Source organism: Rahnella ecdela, from assembly GCF_019049625.1.
GTDB classification, from domain to species: Bacteria; Pseudomonadota; Gammaproteobacteria; order Enterobacterales; family Enterobacteriaceae; genus Rahnella; species Rahnella ecdela.
The window spans coordinates 13,686-32,914 of sequence record NZ_JAFMOY010000125.1 but is presented as its reverse complement, the minus strand read 5'-3'; the positions used below and the strand labels follow the sequence as shown (position 1 = coordinate 32,914).

Genomic DNA, 19,229 nt, shown 5'->3' with positions numbered 1-19,229 from the left:
GTCGTTATCGTAGTAAAGTAAGTAATGGCGTTTGTTCGCCTGCGTCCTGACCGACGCCTGCCGGGATGACATCAAGATAGTCATCACTGTTGGTGACCAGCACCGGCGTCGTCAGGTCGTAACCGGCATCGGTAATGCCCTGCATATCGAATTCCAGTAACAAATCGCCCTGCTTCACCACCGCGTCAACCGCGACGTGTGGCGTAAAGAATTTGCCGTCCAGCTTCACCGTATCAATGCCGACGTGGATCAGAATTTCTGCCCCATCGTCAGATTCAATTCCGATGGCGTGATGAGTTTTGAACAACGAGGCAATCGTGCCGTTAACCGGCGATACCACGCGGCCTGTTGTAGGGACAATCGCCACGCCTTTGCCCAGTAAACCGCTGGCAAAAGTTGGGTCTTTAACCTGATCGAGAGCAATGCAGGCACCGGTCATCGGGCTGGCGATCAGCGTTTTTCCGCGGGGAGCCTGTACGTTATCTGCTTTAGCCTTTTCACTGATTTCCGGTGCTACCGCTTCTTCTTTCATGCCGAAGAAGTAGGTCGCCAGTGCAGCAAATACCAGCGCAATCAGCGTCCCGGCAATCGCAGCAGTGACAGTTTTATCAAAACCGGTAGGCGGAATAATTTGGGTGAAAGTGAAGATATTGGCGAAACCGAAGGAATACGCCGTAGTCTGGAAATACCCGAGGATCGCCGCACCAATCGCGCCACCGGCGCAACCGAAAATAAACGGACGACGACGCGGCAGGTTGATACCGTAAACTGCCGGTTCGGTGATGCCGAAAATCCCCGCACTGATGGCCGAACCTGCGAGCGCTTTGGTCCGTGCATCTTTGGCACGCAGCATCACGCCGATAACCGCCCCGACCTGGCCCATCACGGCTGGCAGTAACAGTGGCAGCATGGTGTCGTGACCGAGAATACTGAAATTGTTGATCATCAGCGGCACCAGTCCCCAGTGCAGACCGAAAATCACACACACCTGCCACAGTGCGCCCATAAAGGCACCGGCAATCGCCGGGCTGACGTGATAAACAAACTGGTAGCCGTTGGCCAGTTGCTGGCTGGCCCAGGTCGCGACCGGTCCGATAATCAGGAAGGTCAGCGGCACCACCACCATCAGGCAGATAAGCGGCGTGATGAAATTACGCAGCGCCGAAGGCAAGATTTTCATTGCCCGTTTTTCCAGCCAGCAGGAAACCCATGCGGCCAGAATCACCGGAATAACCGATGAGGCATAATTGATAAACACCAGCGGGATACCGAAGAAATGCTCGGCCTGCGCGCCCGGCTGCTGCGCTTCGAAAGCGGCAATCATCAGCGGATGCACCATCGCGCCGCCAATCATCATGGTGACGAACGGATTACCGCCGAATTTCTTACCGGCGGTAAAACCAATCACCAGCGGGAAGAAGTAGAACATCGCATCACTGGCAGCGAACCAGACTTTATAGGTACCGCTTTCGGGATTTAACCATCCACAGGCCAGTGCCAGCGCCAGAAAACCTTTCAGGATCCCCGATGCCGCCATGATGCCGATGAATGGCGTAAAAATACCTGAAATAACGTCAATTGCGCGGGCAAACAAACTGCCTTTTTCGCCAGTGTCATCGCCGCCGCTATCAGAAAGCGCGCTGCCTTTGACCAGCGCTTCATACACAGCGCCGACGTGGTTGCCGATCACCACCTGAAACTGGCCGCCGCTTTCCACGACCATGATCACGCCAGGATTTTCTTTCAGTCCGGCTGCATCCGCTTTACCGGTATTTTTCAGTTTGAAACGTAAACGGGTCGCGCAATGAACCACGCTGACGACGTTTTCCTTTCCGCCCACTCCGCGGAGAATTTCATCGGCTAATGTACTGTATTCCATGGTGTTATCTCATCAGAGTAATGGCGTCGTGCACGACATTGCCGTTGTATTTCAAAAGGGCGGCCGGCCCCTGAATTCAGGCCAAAAAAAAACCTAAACTTCCGGCTTCTTCGCGAGATGCGAAAAAACGAGAAGTTTAGGTTTTGCCTGTCAGACAGTAACAATCCTGCTTTTCGGAATGGATTCTCTGGCGAATCGCCATCAGAAACAAGTCGTAATATCCGCCGGATGATGAAACTGTGATCGGCTTCAGATTTTGTGCTGACTGACGCCCGCTGGCGAACGTCAGTACTGTGGTTTACCGCTTATCAGGCGGCGGTAACATCCGCAGAAACTACGCTCAGCGCCCACTCTTCTGATACGGCATCCAGTTCTTCGCGGGCTTTTTTCAGCCCGGCTTCGCGTGCTGCTTCATCGGAGAATTGCAAAGGCTGGGCATCCACAAACCACGGATTTTCTACCCCGATAAATCCAAATGCGTTTTTTAGCACCGGAGTCATCGCATCCATATTAGCGAACGGACTGCCTTCTCCCAGATCTGCGCCGCGCGTGGTCACAAACAGCACTTTCTTATCGCCCAGATTACCGGTGATGCTGCCGTCTTCATGCAGATCGTAGGTGATATTGGTACGGATAATATTGTCGATGAATGTTTTGAACGTTGAAGGAATCGTCCAGTTATACATCGGCATCGCACAAACCAGCGCATCCGCATCCATCACGCGTTCACACAGCGCATCAGATTCCGCCAGCACTTCGCGCATGCGGTCAGTACGTTGTGCCTCGGGCGTATACGTTGCCTGCACAAATTCTGCCGAAATGTGCGGCTGCACATCTTCGGTGACATCCAGGTAATCAATCTCGAGATCAACGCCTTTGTGTTGCAGCTGCTCAATGAAATAGCGTCCCAGCGCACGGGAATTAGACCACTGGTGAAATTTAGAACTTGCATCGACGTGTAAAATTTTCATGTTTTTCCTTTTGCCGTTGATCAACATCGGCGCCTTAATCAAGACAGCTTTAACTACGACTTAATTTGTCGTAGTTAAAAATACGCCCAAAGATACCCCTCTGGCAAGTGCCACTGAGAAAAAAATCAGGAAGAAAGGATCAGATTATTCGACGGGAACTGCGATCGCCCAACCAGCGGGTAACCTGCAGACCGAACTCCGGCGGGGCTTTACGGCCAAACTGCGAGGCCAGTCCGGCCAGCGTTTGTGCTGCGAGCACTTCACGCATTTTGTCATCGGCTTCAATCATCAGCGCGTGTATTGCACACAGACCGGAACTCGCCCACGACGGTGGATTTTCTTCGAAAACCGCACAGCGGTTGCGGATTTCCTTGCAGTCGAAAAGCTTTTTGCGCCCGTCAATGGCATCCACCACTTCCAGCACGCTGATTTCCTGTGGTGGACGCGCCAGACGGATCCCGCCCTTCGCGCCTTCTGTCGCGATGATCAGTTTCGCTTTATGCAGCTTGGTGAACAGTTTGGCGACGTAATCGAACGGAACACCCTGAAGTTCTGACAAATCGCGCACGCTGGCATCGGTTACCTTTCCCTGCGGATCGGAGATAAACAGCAGGCAATGCAGGGCGTATTCCACGCCGGTGCTGATATGAGACATACGAGGTTGTGCTCCAAACTAAGACCAGATGACACCTAATTAAACACCAGATGCCCGCTTAATAACACTAAAAGCGGGCATCCGGGCGGATATGCCTCAATCTGATCCTGCTCACAAACCGGAAACAAAATTAAAAAACGTAAAATGCATATTCGTTTCCTCAATTGTTTACCCGCAGTCCATTCTCAATACTTCTGTTTATATGTCATATTCCCGCGCGTTTTCCTGCGTTCCCGTCTGGTAAATCAAGGAGATGAAAGATGACTCACCCGTATCAGGATGCTTCACAACCCGTCGCTACCCGCGTAGCCGATCTGCTCGCCCGCATGACGCCGGAGGAAAAGTTTGCCCAGATGCATGCCTTCTGGCTGATCCTCGACAGTCAGGGTAAACACAAAGAGCGCACCGATCTGAGCGATGATTTTGCCGGACATAAACAAACTTTGGCGCTGGAGGAACAACTGGCGCTTGGTGCAGGACAAATCACACGACCACTGGGAACACACGTGGTCAGCCCGGCTGAAGGCGTGCGCGCGCTAAACCGATTGCAAAAAACACTGGTGGAAGAAACGCGGCTGGGCATTCCGGCCATGTTCCACGAAGAATGTCTGGTTGGTCTGCTTTGCAAAGACGCGACGCTTTTCCCCTCTTCTCTGAGCTATGCCTCGACGTGGGATCCGCAACTGATGGAGCAGATTGCAGGCGCTATCCGCCACGAAGCGCAAAGCGTCGGTTGTCATCAGGGACTGGCACCGGTGCTGGATGTGTCCCGTGATGTCCGCTGGGGCCGTACCGAAGAAACGTTTGGTGAGGATCCTTATCTGGTCGGCGTGATGGCAACCGCTTATGTACGCGGTTTGCAGGGCGAAAATCGTGATCTGCTGGCCACGCTTAAGCATTATGTCGGGCATTCGTTCAGTGAAGGCGCGCGCAATCATGCGCCGGTACATCTGGGTTTTCGTGAGCTGAATGACACGTTCCTGCTGCCTTTTGAAATGGCAGTGAAGCTGGCGAATGCCGGTTCGGTGATGCCTGCTTATCATGATATCGACGGTCAGCCGTGTCACAGCGATCACTTCCTGCTGACTGAAATTTTGCGTGAACAATGGGGATTCGATGGCCTGATTGTTGCCGATTACGGCGGTGTAAGTCTGCTGCATCAGCATCACGGTGTCAGCCATGACGATGCCGAATCCGCTGCACTGTCGTTCAATGCCGGGCTGGATATCGAATTACCGAAAGGCGATTGCGCACAACATCTGGCTGATGCGGTTTCCCGTGGTCTGATTGATATGGCAAAAATTGATGAGATTGTTGCGCGCGTGCTGACCGAAAAATTCCGACTCGGTCTGTTTGAACAGCCTTACGCCATTGAGCCGCAACCGCAACTGCAACAACCCGCCACGCGTGACCTGGCCTGGAAAGCTGCTGTCCGCTCCATTACCCTGCTGGAAAATAATGGCATTCTTCCGCTTAAGCCAAAATCCGGCCAGAAAATCGCCGTCATCGGCCCGACGGCAGACGATCCGCTGGCCTTACTCAGCGGTTACAGTTTTCCGGTACATCTGATCATCAGCGAAATGGAAGCACAGACGGAACAGGTCATTACGCCGTTACAGGCCTTACGTACTGCATATGGCGAACAAAATATTCGTTATGCCAAAGGCTGTCATATTCTCGAAAAACGCACGGCGGGCGCACCGGTTTTCCCCGGTGATGCCGCAACGCCGATGCAAAACTCGCCGGTATCACTGAGCACCACGCTCATCCCGCAGGCTGTAAAACTGGCGCAGGAAAGCGACGTCGCGCTGGTGTTTGTCGGCGATCTCGCCGGATTATTCCAGAGCGGCACAGTCGGCGAAGGTTCTGATACCGACAGTCTGCAACTGCCGGGCGTACAGCAGCAGTTGTTGGAAAAGATTGTAGCGACAGGGAAACCGACCATTGTGGTCATGACCGGCGGTCGTCCGTATTCCCTTGGAGGGCTGGAGGACAAGGTCGCCGGACTTCTGATGGCGTTTGCGCCCGGTCAGGAAGGCGGACGTGCAATTGCCGATATTGTCAGCGGCAAAGAAGCACCCTCCGGACGGCTGGTCGTTTCCGTGCCGAAAAGCGCCGGTGCAATGCCGTATTACTACAATCACAAACTGAAAAGTGGCGGTACGCCAATCGCGTTCCATTTTGGTGCCAGATACCCGTTTGGCTTCGGGCTGAGCGGCACCACGTTCCGCTATCACGATTTACAACTGAATCAGCAGCCGGTCAGCATTGAAAACGGTGAAATTACGGTGCAAATCAAAGTGACCAATACCGGCAGTCAGACGGGCAGCGAAGTGGTACAAGTTTATCTGCGCGACTGCGTGGCATCACTCGTGCGACCGGTTCAGGAACTCAAAGCTTTTGAGCGGGTTGAACTTGAAACCGGACAAACGGCGACGCTCAGTTTCAGTATTCCCACCGACATGCTGAATTTCACCAGTCACGCGGGTAAGCGCATCGTCGAGCCGGGTTTTGTCGAGGTACAGGTAGGATCATCAAGCGCGGATATTCATGCAACGGGCAAAGTGATTCTGGCGGGTGAAGTACGCGAATTGCCGCGCAACTGGCGGATGCTCAGCCGTTGTGAAATTAGCCAATAATTGCTGATGCCACAAAGCAAAACGGACGCTCAGGGCGTCCGTTTTTATAGGCGCAGCAAACCGCTTATTCTGATTCTCTGGTGATCCCGAAATGCTTATACGCATGATTGGTCGCCATGCGTCCGCGCGGTGTGCGCTGAATAAAGCCCTGCTGGATCAGGAACGGTTCGATGACATCTTCAATCGTCTCGCGCTCTTCACCAATCGCCGCAGCTAAGTTATCCAGCCCGACCGGCCCGCCGGTGAACTTGTCGATAATTGCCAGCAGCAGTTTTCGGTCCATGTAATCGAAACCTTCGGCATCGACGTCCAGCATATCCAGCGCGCCGTTCGCAACGTCACCATTGATAGTGCCGTCGCCTTTCACTTCTGCGAAATCACGCACACGGCGTAATAAGCGGTTAGCGATACGCGGCGTGCCACGTGAACGGCGGGCAATCTGATGTGCGCCTTCTTCCGACAATTCCAGCCCAAGGCAGGTCGCACTGCGCCCGACGATGTGCTGCAAATCCGCCACCTGATAAAACTCCAGACGCTGCACGATACCGAAACGATCACGCAAGGGAGACGTCAGGGAACCGGCGCGGGTAGTCGCACCAATCAGGGTAAACGGCGGTAAATCGAGTTTGATGGAACGCGCGGCAGGACCTTCGCCAATCATGATATCCAGCTGATAATCTTCCATCGCCGGATACAGAATTTCTTCAACGACCGGCGACAGACGGTGGATTTCATCGATGAACAGCACGTCGTGCGGCTCAAGATTGGTCAGCATCGCAGCCAGATCACCGGCTTTTTCCAGCACCGGCCCCGACGTAGTGCGCAGATTCACGCCCATTTCGTTCGCTACAATGTTAGCCAGCGTGGTTTTACCGAGCCCCGGAGGTCCGAAAATCAACAGGTGATCGAGCGCATCTTTACGTTGCTTAGCCGCCTGAATAAAGATTTCCATCTGCGAGCGCACGTGTGGCTGCCCGACGTATTCGCTGAGCAGTTTCGGGCGGATCGCACGGTCAATGACTTCTTCTTCACTAAAGACTTCGGAAGAAATCAGGCGGTCAGCTTCAATCATCGTTTACCTCACAGCGCTGCGCGCAGCGCTTCTCTAATCAACGTTTCAGATTCTGCACCCGGCTTCGCCACTTTGCTGATCATGCGGCTGGCTTCCGGCGGTTTGTAACCGAGGGATATCAGGGCTGCGACGGCTTCACCTTCAGCGTCAGATTCTTTAGCTTTCGACGCCGATGCAGGTAGCGTGATATCAGTATGATTGTTAAATAGATCACCGTTTAATCCTTTAAAGCGGTCTTTCATTTCGACGACCAGGCGTTCTGCGGTTTTCTTACCGACGCCAGGTAACTTGATTAATGCGGTGATTTCTTCCTTTTCTACCGCATTGACAAACTGCTGTGCCGACATGCCTGACAGAATCGCCAGTGCCAGCTTTGGCCCCACGCCGTTGACTTTAATCAGTTCACGGAACAGCGCGCGCTCTTGTTTATCGTTGAATCCGTAGAGCAACTGGGCATCTTCACGGACGATAAATTGCGTGAAGATGATAGCTTCCTGACCCAGCTCCGGCAATTCGTAAAAACAGGTCATAGGCATATGCACTTCATAGCCCACGCCGTTGGTTTCAAGCAGCACCAAAGGGGGCTGTTTTTCCAGAATAATGCCTCGTAATCTGCCTATCACGTTCATTTTCCTTATCAGGTCAAAAGCAGCGATGTTTATATCATAAAAAAGGCTGGATGAATATCCAGCTTAATAGAGTTGCGGCGTCTATCGCATACGTCCGCGCGCCATCTGTAATTTGTCTGAACTCAGACGAATGGCGTTCTGGCTCATATGGCAATGCGTGATCGCAATCGCCAGTGCATCGGCGGCATCGGCCTGCGGATTGGCAGGTAATTTCAGTATTGAACGCACCATATGCTGTACCTGCGTTTTTTCAGCGGCACCGGTGCCCACAACGGTCTGTTTGACCTGTCTCGCCGCGTATTCGAACACCGGCAAATCCTGATTCACCGCGGCGACAATCGCTGCGCCGCGTGCCTGCCCGAGCTTTAAAGCCGAGTCAGCATTCTTGGCCATAAACACAGATTCGATGGCAAAAAAATCAGGCTGAAATTGGGTAATGATTTCCGACACACCGGCATAAATCAGTTTCAGACGTCCCGGCATATCGTCGACCACGGTGCGGATACAACCGCTGCCGAGATAGCTGAGCTGACGCCCTGTCTGGCGGATAATGCCATAGCCTGTAATACGCGAACCGGGGTCGATCCCCAGAATAATAGCCATAGCCAGTCAACGCCTTGTGTTGTCGTTTTTTTAGGAAAGTTGGGGAGAGTATAAACTGCTGAGGCACAACAGGATAGCCAGCCGGTGGTGACCACCGGCGGCACTGAGATTACAGAGTTTCTGCGATCTCGTCGGAGATTTCACCGTTGTGGTAAACCTCCTGCACATCGTCACAATCTTCCAGCATGTCGATCAGGCGCAACAGTTTAGGTGCAGTTTCTGCATCCATGTCGGCTTTGGTCGATGGGATCATGGTGACTTCTGCGGAATCGGCTTTGTAACCGGCGGCTTCCAGCGCATCTTTCACTTCGCCCAGATTTTCCCAGGCTGTGAAGACATCAATAGCGCCGTCATCGTAAGAAATGATGTCTTCTGCGCCCGCTTCCAGTGCAGCTTCCATCAGTACGTCTTCATCCAGGCCAGGGGCGAAAGTGATCACGCCTTTTTTGGAGAACAGGTAAGCCACAGAACCGTCGGTACCCAGGTTGCCACCGGTTTTGGTGAAGGCATGACGCACTTCTGCCACGGTACGGTTGCGGTTATCACTCAGACATTCAACCATGATGGCAGAGCCGCCCGGGCCGTAACCTTCATAAATGATGGTTTCCATGTTGGTGTCTTCGTCACCGCCCACGCCACGTGCAATGGCACGGTTGAGGGTATCGCGGGTCATGTTGTTCGACAGCGCTTTATCAATCGCTGCGCGCAGACGTGGGTTTGAACCCGCATCGCCGCCACCCAGACGTGCCGCAGTGACCAGCTCACGAATGATTTTTGTGAAAATTTTGCCGCGTTTAGAATCTTGCGCCGCTTTGCGGTGCTTGGTGTTGGCCCACTTACTGTGACCTGCCATAAATATCTCCAAAAAGTCTTAAGTCTTAACAGACCGAATAGTTTACAAATTCTTCAATCGCCTGCTGGTTGCTCGGGGACACCGTCAGCGCTGCCGCTGCGGGTTTATCGAGCCACCGGTATGCATGATGTTCAGTCAGAACCACATCACGCTCGTCGGGTAACGCCAGACAGAACCAGTGTTCTTTGTTACGCGTCACGCCGGGAGCATAGCGATGGCGCAAATGCGCAAATATTTCAAAGTCCTCACAGCGCTGGCAGTCCAAAAGAGTCAGGTTTTCACCTGCTATGTCGATACCGACCTCTTCCTTGACTTCCCGCTGCGTGGTTTGACTCGGGGATTCCCCGTCTTCCAGACTGCCGGTCACCGACTGCCAGAAATTCGGGTCATCCTTTCGTTGTAGCATCAGCACCCGGCCGGTGTTTCTGGCGTAGATGACGCACAGTATCGACTCAGGACGCTTATAGCTCATTAGTTATTCTCTGTATTTGTGTCTGGCGTCACTTCTTTTTTCGCCACCACCGCAATACCCAGTTCCAGCAGTGACGCCGGATTAGCAAAGCTTGGCGCTTCGGTCATCAGACACGCAGCCGCCGTGGTTTTCGGGAACGCGATGACGTCACGGATGTTGTCCGTACCGGTCAGAAGCATCACCAGGCGATCCAGGCCAAATGCCAGACCCGCATGCGGAGGCGTACCGTATTTCAGGGCATCGAGCAGGAAGCCGAATTTCTCGCGCTGTTCGTGTTCGTTAATCCCCAGAATACTGAACACGGTTTGCTGCATTTCGCTGCGGTGAATACGCACTGAACCACCGCCGACTTCGTAGCCGTTGATGACCATGTCGTAAGCATTCGCGATAGCAGAAACCGGATTTGCCGCCAGCTCTTCTGCGCTCATTTCTTTTGGCGCCGTGAACGGGTGGTGCATGGCGCTCAGGCCGCCTTCGTCGGTGTCTTCAAACATCGGGAAGTCGATAACCCACAGCGGAGCCCACATGTCTTCTTTGGTGATTTTCAGGTCACGGCCAACTTTCAGACGCAGTGCGCCAATCGCGTCAGTCACAATCTTCGCGCTGGCTGCGCCAAAGAAGATCATGTCGCCATCTTGTGCACCGGTACGTTCAATCAGGGCAGACAACAATTCTTCGTTCAGGAATTTCGCGACCGGGCTCTGAATACCTTCCAGACCTTTCGCCACTTCGTTCACTTTGATGTAAGCCAGACCTTTCGCGCCATAGATTTCGATGAATTTCGCGTATTCGTCGATTTGTTTACGGCTCAGGGAAGCGCCGCCCGGAACGCGTAATGCAGCTACGCGGCCTTTCGGATCGTTCGCCGGATCAGCAAACACTTTGAACTCGATGTTTTTCATCAGGTCAGCGACGTCGACCATTTCCATCGGGTTACGCAGGTCTGGTTTATCGGAACCGAAACGACGCATTGCTTCTGCAAAAGTCATGATCGGGAAATCGCCCAAATCCACGCCTTTGATTTCCTGCCACAGTTCGCGGGCAAGTTTTTCCATCACTTCACGGACTTGTTCAGCGCTCATGAAGGAGGTTTCCACGTCGATCTGCGTGAATTCCGGCTGACGGTCAGCACGTAAATCTTCGTCACGGAAACATTTTACGATCTGATAATAACGGTCGAAGCCGGACATCATCAGCAACTGTTTGAACAGCTGCGGAGACTGCGGCAGAGCGTAGAATTTGCCCTTGTGCACACGGCTTGGCACCAGATAGTCACGCGCACCTTCCGGCGTGGCTTTGGTCAGCATCGGCGTTTCAATGTCGAGGAAGTCATGGCTGTCCATGAAACGACGCACGAAGCTGGTGATTTTTGCACGCGCCTTCAGACGGTTAGCCATTTCAGGGCGACGCAAATCCAGATAGCGGTATTTCAGACGCGCTTCTTCAGTGTTGACGTGGTTGGAGTCCAGCGGCAGCGATTCGGAACGGTTGATAATGTTCAGATTGCTGGCGAATACTTCGACTTCGCCGGTCGCCATGTCTTTATTGAACTGGCTTTCAGGACGCGCCCGCACGGTACCGGTCAGCTGAATACAAAACTCGTTACGCAGTTCAGACGCCAGCTTATAAGCTTCCGCCTGATCCGGGTCGAAGAAAACCTGAACGATGCCTTCGCGGTCACGCATATCGATGAAAATCAAACCACCCAAATCGCGGCGACGGTTAACCCAGCCACACAATGTCACTTCCTGGCCCACATTGGACGCATTCAGTTTTCCACAATATACAGTACGCATAACGGTATCCTTTTGATCCCACTACCCGGCCTCATGGCGCACAGGCACAGAAACGGTTATTGACTCTGGTCGCTCGCCGCAAAACTCAACAGCGCTCGGAATGGGTTTTATTCAGGTCGAAAAAAGGCGGCTATTATAAAGGAATTTCCGGCGAAGGATAAGTGCGAAGACGTCACCGCTGACGCGGAAATTCAACTCTGTTGCAAGCTACACATAATTTAACAAAATTATCTCATTCCAGCCTTCCCGTTAGAATAGACTCGCGCAATCCCCTTTGTACACGCAGTAAATGATTCCTTTCTTTAAATATCCATATTGAAAACCGGGAGCTACACATGAAACTTGACCCAAAAACCACCGCACTGGTGCTGATCGACTTACAGAAAGGGATTTTACCGTTCGCTGGCGGCCCGCACACCGCGCAGCAGGTGCTGGATAACGCCACTGATCTGGCAACCCGTTTCCGTAAACTGGGCGCACCGGTAGTTATGGTTCGCGTGGGCTGGTCTGATTCTTTCGACGAAGCGCTTAAACAACCGGTTGATATCCCTGCGGCTGCGCCGGAAGGTGGTTTACCGGCCAGCTGGTGGGAATTCCCGGAACAACTGGGCGTGACTGACAGCGACCTGCTGGTCGTTAAACGCCAGTGGGGCGCGTTCTACGGTACCGATCTGGATCTGCAACTGCGTCGTCGCGGCATTAAAAGCATCGTGCTGGCCGGTATTTCCACCAACATCGGCGTGGAATCCACTGCGCGTAATGCCTGGGAACACGGCTATGAACTGGTGATCGCTGAAGATGCATGCAGCGCGCACAACGATGACCATCATCAGTCCAGCGTGAAGTTTATCTTCCCGCGAATCAGCCGCGTACGTTCAACTGCCGAAGTACTTGCCGCTCTGCCAGAGTAACGTTAGCCTGATTTTATTGCCTGAACGCCGCCCGCTGAGGCGGCGTTTTATTTGGGAATTTCGCTCAGAAAACAGGGAGCAGCACTATGTATATTGGGTTACCGCAATGGCACCACAACGCCTGGGCAAAGATAGGCTTGCGTGATCTGGCCGATTACGCGCGGTATTTCAATTGCGTCGAAGGCAATACCACGTTTTATGCGCTACCCAAACAGGAAGTGGTGATGCGCTGGCGGGATATGACGCCGGAATCTTTCCGCTTTTGTTTCAAATTTCCTTCCGATATCAGCCATAAAGCCGCCCTGGCGAATTGTCAGGAAAATGTCGATTTGTTTTACCGTACCCTCGAACCGCTCGGTGAACGCCTTGGTCAGCTCTGGCTGCAACTGCCTGCCACATTCGCGCCCGGCCATCTCGACCGCTTATGGCAATTTCTGGATGCCCTGCCCGCCGGTTTCGATTACGGCGTAGAAGTGCGCCATCAGGATTTCTTCAACAAAGGGGAAGAAGAACGCGCACTGAATCAGGGCTTACAGCAGCGCGGGATTAATCGCGCGATCCTCGACAGCCGCCCGGTTCACAGTTCGAGATCCACAACCGAAGCAGTGCTTGAAGCCAAACGCAAAAAACCGGTTCTGCCGGTGCATGCATTGGCGACATCATCGCGGCCAATTGTGCGTTTTATCGGTGGCGACAGTCTGGAAGCGAACCGGCCATTGTTCGGCCAGTGGATTAAAAAACTCGACGACTGGCAAACGCAGGGGTTATCGCCCTATCTGTTTATCCACACGCCGAACTGTACCGATGCCCCGCAGCAGGCGCGCAGCCTGTGGCAGGATTTGCACCGGCAAATGCCGTCTGTTCAGCCCGCGCCTGACTGGCCGGAACAGGACACCTTGTTCTGATAATATTCATGATTTCATGACGACAGTGATACGGCAGACCGTTATCATAGCCGCGTAGCGGAAGGAATTTGTTCCGCCGGAAAACAGGGATTAACCAAGGAAGTCATCATGATTAGCGCGTTATACGTCGTGCTTGCTGCCATACTTTTGATCAAACTCTCTTTCGATGTTGTCCGCCTGCGGATGCAATACCGCATTGCCACCGGCGACGGCGGTTCCTACGAATTACAAACCGCCATCCGTGTCCACGGTAACGCCGTAGAGTATCTGCCGATCGGCTGTTTATTATTGCTGTTTATGGAAATGAACGGGGCCGCTATCTGGACAGTCCACGCCTGCGGTATCCTGCTGATCCTAGGCCGCTTATTCCATTATTACGGACTAAAGCACCGCGAATTCGTCTGGCGTCGTAACGGCATGGCCGCGACGTATATCTCGCTGGTGCTGATGGTCGTGGTCAATATTATCTACCTGCCATGGTCACAATTTCTGAACTTTGACTGATCTCCGCCTTTCCCCACCTGTTTTGATGCTGTTTTAGAGCAACTCCCGAGCGCGCAGGTATCTGCCTGCGCCAGTATCTGCTAAAATCTGCCCTCAACTTTTTTACCCACACTCTTTTTGGCCTGACTCACCGCTATGGCAAACCACGATACGCTGTTTTCTGCACCAATAGATAAGCTGGGCGACTGGACGTTCGACGAACGCGTTGCTGAAGTTTTCCCAGACATGATCCAACGCTCCGTTCCGGGCTATTCCAACATTATTTCAATGATTGGTATGCTCGCCGAGCGCTTCGTTCAGCCCGACTCCAATGTCTATGATCTGGGCTGTTCGCTGGGTGCTGCCACGCTGTCGATGCGTCGCAACATCAAGGTTCCGGGCTGCGAAATTATTGCTGTCGATAACTCCCCCGCCATGGTGGAACGCTGCCGTCGCCACATTGACGCTTTCCGCGCAGACACGCCGGTCACTGTGATTGAATCCGATATTCTGGATATTGAGCTGAAAAACGCCTCGATGGTGGTGCTCAACTTTACGTTACAGTTCCTTGAACCGGATGACCGTCAGCGCTTGCTGAATCAGGTGTATCAGGGCATGCGTCCGGGCGCAGCGCTGGTACTGTCTGAAAAATTCAGCTTCGAAGATAAAGATGTCGGCGAACTGCTGTTCAATATGCATCACGATTTCAAACGCGCGAACGGCTACAGCGAACTCGAAATCAGCCAGAAACGCAGCATGCTGGAAAACGTCATGCTGACCGATTCCGTTGAAACGCATAAAGCCCGCCTGCATCAGGCCGGTTTCCAGCATACGGAAGTCTGGTTCCAGTGCTTTAACTTCGGCTCACTGATTGCGCTGAAAGCCGGAGAAGCAGAATGATTGATTTCGGTGATTTTTACCGCGTTATCGCCAAAGGGCCGTTAAGTCCGTGGCTCAATACCCTGCCTTCTCAGCTGACCGCGTGGCAGAAAGAATCCCTGCATGGCAAATTCAAACTGTGGTTTAACTCCGTCGACCGTCTGCCGCTATTGCAGCCCGATCGTCTGGATTTGCTGCACAGTGTCAGCGCCAATATGGAAGTGCCTTTGCCTGCCGGTCAGCGCGAAGGTATTGAAAACCTGCTACGTAATATAATGCCGTGGCGCAAAGGGCCATTCTCGCTGTACGACGTTGAAATCAATACAGAATGGCGTTCGGACTGGAAATGGGATCGCGTGCTTCCGCACATTTCCTCACTGGCCGGGCGCACGATTTTAGATGTCGGTTGCGGCAGCGGATACCACATGTGGCGCATGATTGGCGCAGGTGCGCATCTGGCGGTAGGTATCGACCCGATGCAGTTGTTCCTGTGTCAGTTCGAGGCCGTGCGTAAGTTGCTGGGCGGCGATCAGCGTGCGCACCTTTTGCCGCTGGGCATCGAGCAGTTACCCGAGCTGAACGCATTTGATACCGTCTTCTCAATGGGTGTGTTGTACCATCGTCGCTCACCGTTAGATCATCTTTTACAACTGAAAAATCAGCTGGTCAGTGAAGGCGAACTGGTGCTGGAAACCTTAGTGATTGAAGGCGACAGCGAGCAGGTGCTGGTGCCGGGCGACCGCTACGCACAGATGGGGAATATTTATTTCATCCCTTCCGCTGCGGCCCTGAAAAACTGGCTCATCAAGTGCGGATTTGTCGATGTACGCATTGCAGATGTCAGCGTCACCACGCTGGAAGAACAACGCCGCACCGACTGGATGACCAGCGAATCTCTGGCTGAATTCCTCGATCCGAATGATCCGACCAGAACCATCGAAGGCTATCCGGCACCGCGCCGCGCCCTGCTTATCGCCCGCAAGCCCTGAGTTTCTGCCCCTTCCGCCAGACAATCCCCCGTCTGGCGGACGTCAAATCTCACACTTTATCCCCACTTTCAGCCACGCAACCCTGTACATCGCGCTGTAAAAAGGTCTAACCTTTATTGAGGCTATCTGTTTGTTCTGACAGAGATCGTCGTTAACGTTTTGGGAGGAAGTATGAAATTCCCTAAAGGCAGTATCGTTAAACACAGATCCGGAGATATCAAAGGTACCGTCATGAATACCTTCGAATCACAAACAGGCATCGTGTCCTATTTCGTTTCCTGGGAAGATGGCAGCAGCAGTCTGCACAACGAAAACGAATTACACTGGGCCAATATTGACGTTGCGATCAGGATAAAAAACTTCTACGAAAAGTAGCGGTTTTCTTCGTTTGTCACAGCCCTTTGTAAAGCTTCGCGTTTTGACGTTATAACATTGGATTGATTCATAGCATTTCGTGTATAAATTCGGCCAACCAATTTATCAGTACGCGATTATTTCGCGGAGAAATCAATGCGCAGAAGAATTCGTTTCCTCATGGACCGCGCCGTCATTGTTTTGGGTCTGTTTGTCATGTGTCTGGTCGTAAAAGCGGGAATGCTTGGCGTGGCGCTGCTGACCTGGGGTTGAGCTTTAATACCGGTCAGTGATATCAGCTTTAACCACCTGGTTTTTAAATAAATAAGAATAAAAAAAGCCCCGCCAAAATGACGGGGCCTGGTACTTGCGCAGGGCGACGCAATAAGGGTCGTGTGACCCGGTTAAATCTTTGGGTTATTACGCCGTGCGGGATATTTCATCGTCGAACTGCAATGTGCTTTTCATTGCGGCAACAATATCGCCATCCACGCAATAACGACTGAATTCATCAAAATCCGTGTCAGAACTCATCGTGACACCGGCTTTGCGGTAACGCATAGAAGAAGGCACCTGACGTCCTGCTGAACTGTGTAGTTCAGTCAGTCCGATATCCACAAACTTTTGCAGATTCGTCAGACGCACGCCCGCGCCCGCCATAATGATTGGACCACGCGTCAGTTGGTTGAGTTCCCGAAGCATCGGTAAACCCACTTCCGCATTTTGTTGCTGGCCGGAAGTCAGAATGCGCGCCACCCCCAACTGAGTCAACTGCTCTAACGCAATCTTCGGGTTCAGACACATGTCAAACGCGCGATGGAATGTCACCGCCATATCGCCGCACAGCGCCATGACTTCCCACATTCTTGGCATATCGATATGCCCTTCCGCATCCAGCATGCCGACCACCAGCCCCGGAAAACCGAGATCACGAATGCAGGCGATGTCACTTTTCAGCACATCAAATTCGCTCTGGCTATAGCAAAAGTCACCCCCCCTCGGGCGTACAATAGGATGTACCGGGATTGTCACTTTTTCCCTCGCCAGTTTGAGGGTGCCGTAACTTGGCGTAATGCCGCCATCGGCCTGGCTCGCACATAATTCGACGCGATCGGCCCCGGCCTGTTCTGCTGTCAACGCACAGTCCACGCTGTAACAACACACTTCTAATTTAGTCATGTGATCTCTCCTGATTACGGCATTATGCTACAACACTTGTCTGTAACCGGCCATGTCGCGTAGGCTTTGAGATGAGCATCCCCGCCCAACCTGCTTGCTTAGGAAAGCTAACTATGACACTCAATTTTGATTTATGGGTAGACCGCAGTCACAGTGATAGCGTTAAGTGGAATAAATACAATAATCAGGATGTCATTCCGCTTTGGGTCGCCGATACCGACTTCACGTCTCCGCCGCAGGTCATTAAAGAATTACAGCAACGCGTCGCTGAAGGCGTGTTTGGCTACGGATTCACACCACCGGAACTGATTGATCTGGTCGTCAGCCGCCTGGCTGATCGCTACGGCTGGGCCATTGAGCCCGAATGGATTGTCTGGCTGCCCGGACTGGTTTGCGGCCTGAACGTCGCGGTGCGCGCCAATGTCGCTTTGCATGAAACCACTCTCATGCCGATGCCCATCTACCCGCCATTTATGCAGGCGGCGCAGTCCGAAGGGCGTCAGTTTAAATCGGTGAATGTCAGAGAAAAGCAGCAGCGCTGGGTGGCCGATTTTGCCTCCGCCGAAAGCCAGCTGGATGGCAGTGAAAGATTGCTGATGCTGTGCAACCCTTACAATCCGGGCGGTACGGTCTATTATCGCGAAGAATTACTGGAACAGCAGGAGTTCGCCAGACGTCACAATTTAGTCGTGTGCTCTGATGAAATCCACTGTGACCTGATCCTCGAACCGGGCCTGCAACATATCCCGTTCGCCTCGCTCAACTCCGATGCAGAACAGCGCTCCATTACCCTGCTTGCGCCGTCTAAAACTTTCAATCTGGCCGGACTGGGCGCCTCAATGGCCATCATTCCTAATCCACAGTTACGCCGGAAATTTCTCGACACCAGCAAAGGTATTGTTCCGCACGTTAATATTTTAGCCTATGTCGCAGCGACCGCGGCTTACCGCGACGGTGAAGAATGGCTTAGCGCGCAACTCGAATATTTGCGCGGTAACCGCGAATTAGTGACAGTCAGAATCAACGCCATGCCGGGGTTGCGTATGCTCGCACCGGAAGGCACTTATCTCGGCTGGATTGATGCCAGCGCGCTGCCGGTGCAGGATCCTTACCGGTTCTTTGTTGAAGCTGGGATCGGATTTTCCGGTGGCGCAGAGTTTGGCGCGCCCGGTTTTGTGCGCATCAATCTTGGCTGTCAACGTGCACTGCTAGAAAAGGCAATGGATCGCATGGACGCCGCCTTACAAACGCTCGAACGTTAACCTTCTGCCTTCTCGCTGGCGACAATATCGCGCAGGCTGTGCGGATGGAACTTGATGGTCACAGACCCGTCAGTGATTGCCAGCGTCGGGTTAGGCAAACGCTCATTTTCCCCTTTAGGCGCACTTTGTTTAAGTTTTATACCGGGCGTCATCAGCGCTTCATCGGCAATCAGCGCCAGCGCCCGCGTATATAATTCGTCTTCGACACCCGCTAAAACAATTTCGATGTGCTCCCAGCCTTCGTGCGGATAGCGCTTTTCGCCCGGATACGGCAGCTCAACCAAATCGATACTCAACGGCCCGACAACCAGGGGTTCATTGAGCGTAAACAGACAAATCGGCCTGCCGTTAATCAGCGTTTCGTTCAACAGATTTCCGCATTTTTCCAGCCCGGCGCGCCAACGGTCTGCCGTCGTGTTCTGGTGACAGCGCACAGAGATGTGATCTGCATGGAAATCGCCGAGACTGAGCTGTAATTTTGCGGCAAACGCCGTCAATACGCTGACAAATCGCGGCATATCATCGACTAAATCCTGTAACTCGGTCACTTGGTTCATGGCAGGCATCCTATCTCTTTTCAGTTTGCATATCTTCAGGGTCGGGTAATTTACACAGCCTTTCATCCGGTTGCCAGAGACGCGCCGCAGAATCGCGTTTTCATCACCCTGTGGCGTGCGGCGATACTGACGTCGCGGGGC

General features: G+C 53.0%; 19 protein-coding genes. 8 read left to right on the top strand and 11 right to left on the bottom strand.

Annotation, left to right across the window (positions count from 1 at the left end; genetic code table 11):
- Positions 1-4 precede the first annotated feature (4 nt).
- The 3 genes from bglF to J1784_RS11810 form a co-directional block, all read right to left on the bottom strand.
- A complete protein-coding gene (bglF, locus tag J1784_RS11820; protein ID WP_217149378.1) occupies positions 5-1,879 on the bottom strand; it encodes a PTS beta-glucoside transporter subunit IIABC in 1,875 nt (624 codons plus the stop codon).
- A 308-nt stretch (positions 1,880-2,187) separates the two neighbouring features.
- A complete protein-coding gene (locus tag J1784_RS11815) occupies positions 2,188-2,850 on the bottom strand; it encodes an FMN-dependent NADH-azoreductase (RefSeq protein WP_217149377.1) in 663 nt (220 codons plus the stop codon).
- A 139-nt stretch (positions 2,851-2,989) separates the two neighbouring features.
- Complete coding sequence (locus J1784_RS11810; RefSeq protein ID WP_217149376.1) at positions 2,990-3,505, bottom strand: RrF2 family transcriptional regulator; 516 nt, start codon at positions 3,503-3,505, stop codon at positions 2,990-2,992.
- Between the two features lie 260 nt (positions 3,506-3,765).
- Between J1784_RS11810 and J1784_RS11805 the strand changes: the two genes are divergently transcribed.
- Positions 3,766-6,144 carry a glycoside hydrolase family 3 N-terminal domain-containing protein gene (locus J1784_RS11805; RefSeq protein ID WP_217149375.1) on the top strand — a complete coding sequence of 793 codons (2,379 nt, stop codon included), beginning with the start codon at positions 3,766-3,768 and terminating at the stop codon, positions 6,142-6,144.
- Between the two features lie 64 nt (positions 6,145-6,208).
- On the opposite strand, the gene ruvB is transcribed toward J1784_RS11805, so the two are convergent.
- From ruvB to aspS, 6 genes are all read right to left on the bottom strand, one after another.
- Positions 6,209-7,216 (bottom strand): Holliday junction branch migration DNA helicase RuvB, encoded by a 1,008-nt coding sequence (gene ruvB / locus J1784_RS11800; RefSeq protein WP_120133489.1) that lies wholly within the window; start codon positions 7,214-7,216, stop codon positions 6,209-6,211.
- Between the two features lie 8 nt (positions 7,217-7,224).
- The gene (gene ruvA / locus J1784_RS11795) at positions 7,225-7,839 is read right to left on the bottom strand and encodes a Holliday junction branch migration protein RuvA (RefSeq protein ID WP_217149374.1); all 615 of its coding nucleotides are present in this window, start codon (positions 7,837-7,839) and stop codon (positions 7,225-7,227) included.
- Between the two features lie 87 nt (positions 7,840-7,926).
- Positions 7,927-8,448, bottom strand: coding sequence for a crossover junction endodeoxyribonuclease RuvC (gene ruvC, locus J1784_RS11790; protein WP_120133488.1), 522 nt, complete (start codon positions 8,446-8,448; stop codon positions 7,927-7,929).
- 109 nt (positions 8,449-8,557) lie between these two features.
- Positions 8,558-9,301, bottom strand: coding sequence for a YebC/PmpR family DNA-binding transcriptional regulator (locus J1784_RS11785; protein ID WP_013575035.1), 744 nt, complete (start codon positions 9,299-9,301; stop codon positions 8,558-8,560).
- 25 nt (positions 9,302-9,326) lie between these two features.
- Complete coding sequence (gene nudB, locus J1784_RS11780; RefSeq protein WP_217149373.1) at positions 9,327-9,773, bottom strand: dihydroneopterin triphosphate diphosphatase; 447 nt, start codon at positions 9,771-9,773, stop codon at positions 9,327-9,329.
- Complete coding sequence (aspS, locus tag J1784_RS11775; protein ID WP_217149372.1) at positions 9,773-11,569, bottom strand: aspartate--tRNA ligase; 1,797 nt, start codon at positions 11,567-11,569, stop codon at positions 9,773-9,775. Before aspS ends, nudB begins: the two co-directional genes overlap by 1 nt.
- Positions 11,570-11,904: 335 nt before the next feature.
- On the opposite strand from aspS, the gene J1784_RS11770 reads away from it, so the two are divergent.
- The 6 genes from J1784_RS11770 to J1784_RS11745 all read left to right on the top strand — a co-directional run bounded on the left by J1784_RS11770 (position 11,905) and on the right by J1784_RS11745 (position 16,111).
- A complete protein-coding gene (locus J1784_RS11770) occupies positions 11,905-12,480 on the top strand; it encodes a hydrolase (RefSeq protein ID WP_217149371.1) in 576 nt (191 codons plus the stop codon).
- A gap of 86 nt (positions 12,481-12,566) precedes the next feature.
- Entirely contained in the window at positions 12,567-13,385 is an 819-nt protein-coding gene (locus J1784_RS11765; RefSeq protein ID WP_217149370.1) for a DUF72 domain-containing protein, read from the top strand.
- A gap of 108 nt (positions 13,386-13,493) precedes the next feature.
- A complete protein-coding gene (locus tag J1784_RS11760; RefSeq protein WP_217149369.1) occupies positions 13,494-13,889 on the top strand; it encodes an MAPEG family protein in 396 nt (131 codons plus the stop codon).
- Between the two features lie 135 nt (positions 13,890-14,024).
- Positions 14,025-14,768 carry a carboxy-S-adenosyl-L-methionine synthase CmoA gene (gene cmoA, locus J1784_RS11755; protein ID WP_217149368.1) on the top strand — a complete coding sequence of 248 codons (744 nt, stop codon included), beginning with the start codon at positions 14,025-14,027 and terminating at the stop codon, positions 14,766-14,768.
- On the top strand, positions 14,765-15,736 hold the full coding sequence (gene cmoB, locus J1784_RS11750; RefSeq protein WP_217149367.1) for a tRNA 5-methoxyuridine(34)/uridine 5-oxyacetic acid(34) synthase CmoB: 972 nt from the start codon (positions 14,765-14,767) through the stop codon (positions 15,734-15,736). The genes cmoA and cmoB overlap by 4 nt, the downstream gene beginning before the upstream one ends.
- A 171-nt stretch (positions 15,737-15,907) precedes the next feature.
- On the top strand, positions 15,908-16,111 hold the full coding sequence (locus J1784_RS11745; protein ID WP_217149366.1) for a hypothetical protein: 204 nt from the start codon (positions 15,908-15,910) through the stop codon (positions 16,109-16,111).
- Between the two features lie 399 nt (positions 16,112-16,510).
- Here the strand turns inward: J1784_RS11745 and cutC are convergent, their stop codons facing one another.
- Entirely contained in the window at positions 16,511-17,269 is a 759-nt protein-coding gene (gene cutC, locus J1784_RS11740) for a copper homeostasis protein CutC (RefSeq protein WP_120133478.1), read from the bottom strand.
- A gap of 113 nt (positions 17,270-17,382) precedes the next feature.
- On the opposite strand from cutC, the gene J1784_RS11735 reads away from it, so the two are divergent.
- Positions 17,383-18,531, top strand: a complete 1,149-nt coding sequence (locus J1784_RS11735) for a MalY/PatB family protein (RefSeq protein WP_217149365.1) — start codon at positions 17,383-17,385, stop codon at positions 18,529-18,531.
- Here J1784_RS11735 and J1784_RS11730 read toward each other — a convergent pair.
- Entirely contained in the window at positions 18,528-19,097 is a 570-nt protein-coding gene (locus tag J1784_RS11730; protein WP_217149364.1) for a VOC family protein, read from the bottom strand. The genes J1784_RS11735 and J1784_RS11730 overlap by 4 nt on opposite strands.
- Between the last annotated feature and the right edge of the window lie 132 nt (positions 19,098-19,229).